Here is a 4867-nt window from a genome sequence, read left to right on the forward strand (position 1 = left end):
GGGCATCGCCCTGCCCGGCGGAAGCGACGTGCTGCGGCGCCGGATCGGTCGGTTCGGTTGCCGCGACCTGCGGCGCGGGAGCCGGATCCTGGCGCGGAACCAGCGAGCCGTCAGGCTTCACCATCATGGTCTTCACCTTGCGCGGCGCCACGGCGACGACATCGTTGTTGGTCCCCTTGTCTGCCTCCTGCAGAACCTGGGCGATGCGGTCTTCCGATTTCGGCGCCGGAGCGGCCTGCTGTGGGGTTGCGGGGGCGGCGGCCTGGGCGTCAGCCGGCGCTGCTGCGTCCGGTGCGGGCGCTGCGGCCTCCGGTGCCGGCGCTGCGGCTTCCGGAGCCGGCGCTGCTTCGGCCGGTGCCGGCGCGGCTGCGGCCGGTGCCGGCGCGGCTGCGGCCGGTGCCGGCGCGGCTGCAGCCGGAGCTGCTGTGTCCGGAACCGGCGCTGCCGCGGCCGCATTGCCGGCTGAGTTGGTGCCAGGCGCGGCGTCGGTGTCGTCAGGCGAAAGGTCGACGATCCGGCTCTGCGCCGGTTCCTTCGACGCCACGTCGATAGGTTCCTCGGTGTTGGTCACCAGTTTCTGCTGCGCCGGTTCGGCGGGCTTGGCCGCCCCACCCTTGGCCACGGCGTCATAGACTTTGTTGTCCTGGTTCGGCACCACGGTGCCGCCCGGGTTTTGCGGCTTGACCTTGATCGGCGAATTGTCCGCCTTCACGATCACGGGCGCTTCGCTGCCGCCCTTGCCGCCAAAGGAGAAGGCGAGAGCGCCGAGACCGCCCGCGACCACAACGGCGCCGACGAGCGCGGCAAGCATCATGCCACGGCTTCGCGGCTTCGCGGCTTCGCGCTCGGCAAAGCCGGGCACAGTCATCGCTTCGTCGAGCTCAGGATCGTAGTCAAGTTCGTCGACGGCGAAGTCGTCCGCCTGCGAGACCGGCCGGCTGCCGGGCAAATCGTCTGCATCGAATTGGCTTGCAGCTGCGGCATAGGACAGGGTCGCCGGTGCAGCGGCCGTCTCGGCCCGCAACTCGCGGCGGTCGTAGCCGGTCTTGAGTCCGGCATTGTGGGAGTCGTCCTCATAGCCCCGGCTCTGCACAGGCGCCTGAGCGATCTCGGTTGCGTTCATCTCGCTAAGCAGGCCGGCAAACTCGGCATCGAGATCGTCATAGGCAGGCGCCGCAGGCTGATCCTCCTCGAAGCTGAGCTCCGGAATGTCGAGGTCGTCGGCCAACGCCACCACGCGCTCCGGCACATCGACCGTCTCGACATCGGGCATTTCCTCCTGCTGGCGAGACTGCGGCGCCGCGGCTGGCTTGGCGTAAGCGGAATAGTCCCTCGCCGGCTCCTCACGATAGGCAGGCGCCGACATCTGCGGCGCCGGGGCCGGCGTGGCGTAACCGGCATAGTCCTTCGCCGGCTCCTCACGATCGGCAGGCGCCGACATCTGCGGCGCCGGGGCCGGCGTGGCGTAACCGGCATAGTCCTTCGCCGGCTCCGCACGATAGGCAGGCGTCGGCATCTGCGGCGCCGGCTTGGCGTATGCGGAATAATCCTTCACCGGTTCGTAGGCAGGGGCCGCGGTTTGCGGCGCCGTAGCCGCAGGCTGCGTGGCATAAGAGGCGTGCACCGGCGCTGCGACCGGGGTCACGCGGCTCCACGACTTTGGCGGTTCGGCAGGCGCGACAGGCGCGTCCATCTCGATGCCCTTGGCGAAGGCGGCGTCGAAAGCCTCGTCATCGAAATCTATGCTGGGTTCGGCATCCTGTTCGGAAGCCGCGCCTTCGAAGCCCTGCCGGTCGAGTTCGCCGGCGAGCAGCCTATCGAGATCGGCATCGGCGGACTGGGCGATCTGCGTGCCGTAGGCGGGCTCGTTGCGTGCGTCGAGGTCCCAATCGAGCTCATCGCCCACGCCAGCCTTCTGGTCGGTGTCGCCAGCCGGCTGAACGACCGACCGCGGTGCCGATGCGGCGGCCGGAACAGGAGCAACCGGGACCGGCGCAACCGGAATTGGCCGCGCCGTCATGGCGCCAAGCAGCGCATTGAGTTCGTCTTCCAGGCTGCGCTCGCCTGCGGCCGGCTTAGCCGGGTCGACTGCCGCAACCGGCGGAACCGGTGCCGATGCAGAAGGAGCAGGCTCGGCAAATGGCGGCTCCGCCGCGGCGACGGGCTCGGCAGCCGGCGCTTCCGATTCCCCAGACGGCACGTTGTCGAAATTGAGTTCGAAATCGTCTCCGAAGACCTCTTCAGCCGCAGCCTCGTGACCGGCGACCGGTTCAGGATCGACAGCCGGGCCTTCCGGCTCCTCGGCAAGCGCGTCACGGAAGCTGAGCTCGAAATCGTCTTCGAAGACCTGATCGGCTACAGCTCCGTGATCGGGTTGGGGATCGAAGGCGGGCTCGGGATCGGCGGCGAAATGCTCGGCCTCAACAGGCGCCTCGAGAGCCGGCGATGGCTCGTCATCGACCGACAGTTCCTGCTCCAGGATCAGGTGCTGCGGCTGATCGATATCCATGGCGATATCAGCCGTCGCCTGCTCAAATTGGGCCTGATCAGATTGGGCCTGATCGAAATGGGCCTGATCAACTGCGGCCCGAACGAATTCGGCCTGATCGGACCCACTCTCGTAGTCTTCAGCGGCGATCGGCTGGTCGACAGCGGCGTGAGCCTCGATCGGCTGCACGTCGGCGCCTTCGGGCTCAATATCACGGTCATCGAAGGCCAACTCGTCCTCGAGCGACATCTGGACCGCAGTGTCGAAATCGGCGTCGAACGCCGTCTCGTCCGCAGGCTCAAGGACAGCAGGCTCGACAGCCGCAGGCTCGGCGGCCGCGGCGGCGCTCTCGTCCGTGTCAGGCTGGTCGTCGATCCAGAAGCCCTCATCCAGCGAGGCCGCCATTTCCTGGTCGACGGAAAGCTCGTCCTGCACGGGCGAGACTTCCAACGAACGCGCGACCGCCTTCTCGAAATCATCGTCGTATGCCGTGTCCGCGGCCGGGTCCGGCGCTGGGGGCGTGGCAACAGCGGGCGTGGCAAAATGGGCGTGATCCGCCGCATCGTCAAAGACGAAATCCCGTTCGAGAGAAGCGGCGAGCTCGTCGTCGCTGAGAGTGGCAGCCCAGTAAGCCGGCGCAGCCTGGGCAGCCTGCTGCGCCACCGGCTCGCTTTCCTCGGCAATGTCGAAGTCGCCCATCAGCTCCTTTTCGAGGTCGATGTCGAAGTCGGCCCCATCGGCAGCCTGGTTCGCGGGCGCAGCCTTTGCGGCCGCCGGCGACTGCGGCCTGACCGGTTGACGCGGATCGAAACCCATGATGCGGGTCAGTTCGGCGAACGGATCGTCGTCGGCGATATGATTGCTTGCGGCTACTTTCAGCTGGGTTCTGTCTGCCATTATTGTTCCCGAACTCGCACACAGTCGGACGCCATGGACGTCGCGCAGGGTTGGCCCTTACCAGCGCAATGTGGGCAAAAGGTGACAGGCTTTTTAGTCAAACCTAACGCATTTCGGTAGGCGCATCAGCTCCTATCAGCGTCAGGCCGGAGGTCAAAACATCCGAAACAGCCTGCACCAGCCCCAGTCTGGCATACGTCAATTGTGGGTCGTTAACCTTAACAAAACGTAAGTCTGGGTTGTCGGTGCCCCGATTCCAGTGTGCGTGGAAGCTCGACGCCAGATCGTAGAGGTAGAATGCCAGCCGGTGCGGCTCCAGCGCAAGCGCCGCGGATTCGATTAGCCGTGGATATTCAGCGAGTTTCCGGATCAGGCCGATTTCGCCCTCGTCCGTCAGCGACGCAACCGAGGCCACAAGCCGGTCGCGGTCGAAATTCGCTTCGCCCAATTGCTCGCTCGCCTGCCGGAACACCGAGTGGCAGCGCGCGGAACCGTATTGCACGTAGAACACCGGATTGTCCTTGGACTGCTCGGTGACCTTGGCGAAGTCGAAATCGAGCGGCGCATCATTCTTGCGGTAGAGCATCATGAAGCGGATCGGGTCGCGGCCGACCTCCTCCACCACGTCGCGCAGCGTGACGAAATCCCCTGACCGCTTCGACATCCGGACCGGCTCGCCGTCGCGGAACAGCTTCACCAGTTGGCAGAGCAGGACCGTGAGCTTGACCGTGTCGCCGGCGACCGCGCGCGCCAGCGCTTCGAGCCGCTTGACGTAACCGCCATGGTCGGCGCCGAGCACATAGATGAGATCGACGAAGCCGCGCTCGACCTTGTCCTTGAGATAGGCGACGTCGGCGGCGAAATAGGTGAACGAGCCGTCCGACTTCACCAGCGCCCGGTCCATGTCGTCGCCGACCGCGGTCGAGCGGAACAGCGTCTGCTCGCGGTCTTCCCAGTCGTCCGGCTTCTCGCCCTTCGGCGGCGGCAGCTTGCCCTTGTAGATATGGCCCTTCAGCGTCAGGTCGGCGATTGCCGCGCGGATCTTCTTGGCGTTGTCGGCATGCAGCGTGCGTTCGGAGAAGAACACGTCATGATGCACGTTGAGCAGCGCCAGATCCTCGCGGATCATCGCCATCATCGCGTCGACCGTGCGATCCTTGACGATCGCCAGCGCCTCGTCTTCCGGCATCTCCAGCAGGCCGAGGCCGAACTGTTCGGCCAGCGCCTGCCCGACGGGTATCAGATAGTCGCCTGGATAAAGGCCTGGCGGAATCTCGCCGACTGCTTCGCCGAGCGCCTCGCGATAGCGCAGCATGGTCGAGCGTCCAAGCACGTCGATCTGCGAGCCGGCATCGTTGATGACATATTCCTTGGTCACGTCGTAGCCGGCGAAGGCCATCAGGTTGGCTAAAGTGTCGCCGACGACGGCGCCCCGGCAATGGCCGACATGCATCGGGCCGGTCGGATTGGCCGAGACATACT

2 protein-coding genes and 1 pseudogene are annotated in these 4867 nt (G+C 66.0%); 1 reads left to right on the plus strand and 2 read right to left on the minus strand.

The window, feature by feature from the left end; genetic code table 11:
• A pseudogene (locus EOA60_RS19030) lies at nt 1–2509 on the minus strand (SPOR domain-containing protein); the annotation flags it as partial.
• Between EOA60_RS19030 and EOA60_RS38270 the strand changes: the two are divergent.
• Complete coding sequence (locus tag EOA60_RS38270) at nt 2486–3505, plus strand: hypothetical protein (RefSeq protein ID WP_206628163.1); 1020 nt, start codon at nt 2486–2488, stop codon at nt 3503–3505. The pseudogene EOA60_RS19030 and the gene EOA60_RS38270 sit on opposite strands and share 24 nt — an antisense overlap.
• On the opposite strand, the gene argS is transcribed toward EOA60_RS38270, so the two are convergent.
• A partial coding sequence (gene argS, locus EOA60_RS19035; protein ID WP_128311732.1) for an arginine--tRNA ligase occupies nt 3489–4867 on the minus strand: 1379 nt, incomplete at its 5' end. The genes EOA60_RS38270 and argS overlap by 17 nt on opposite strands.

The organism is Mesorhizobium sp. M1A.F.Ca.IN.020.06.1.1, from assembly GCF_004023265.1.
Classification (GTDB): Bacteria; Pseudomonadota; Alphaproteobacteria; order Rhizobiales; family Rhizobiaceae; genus Mesorhizobium.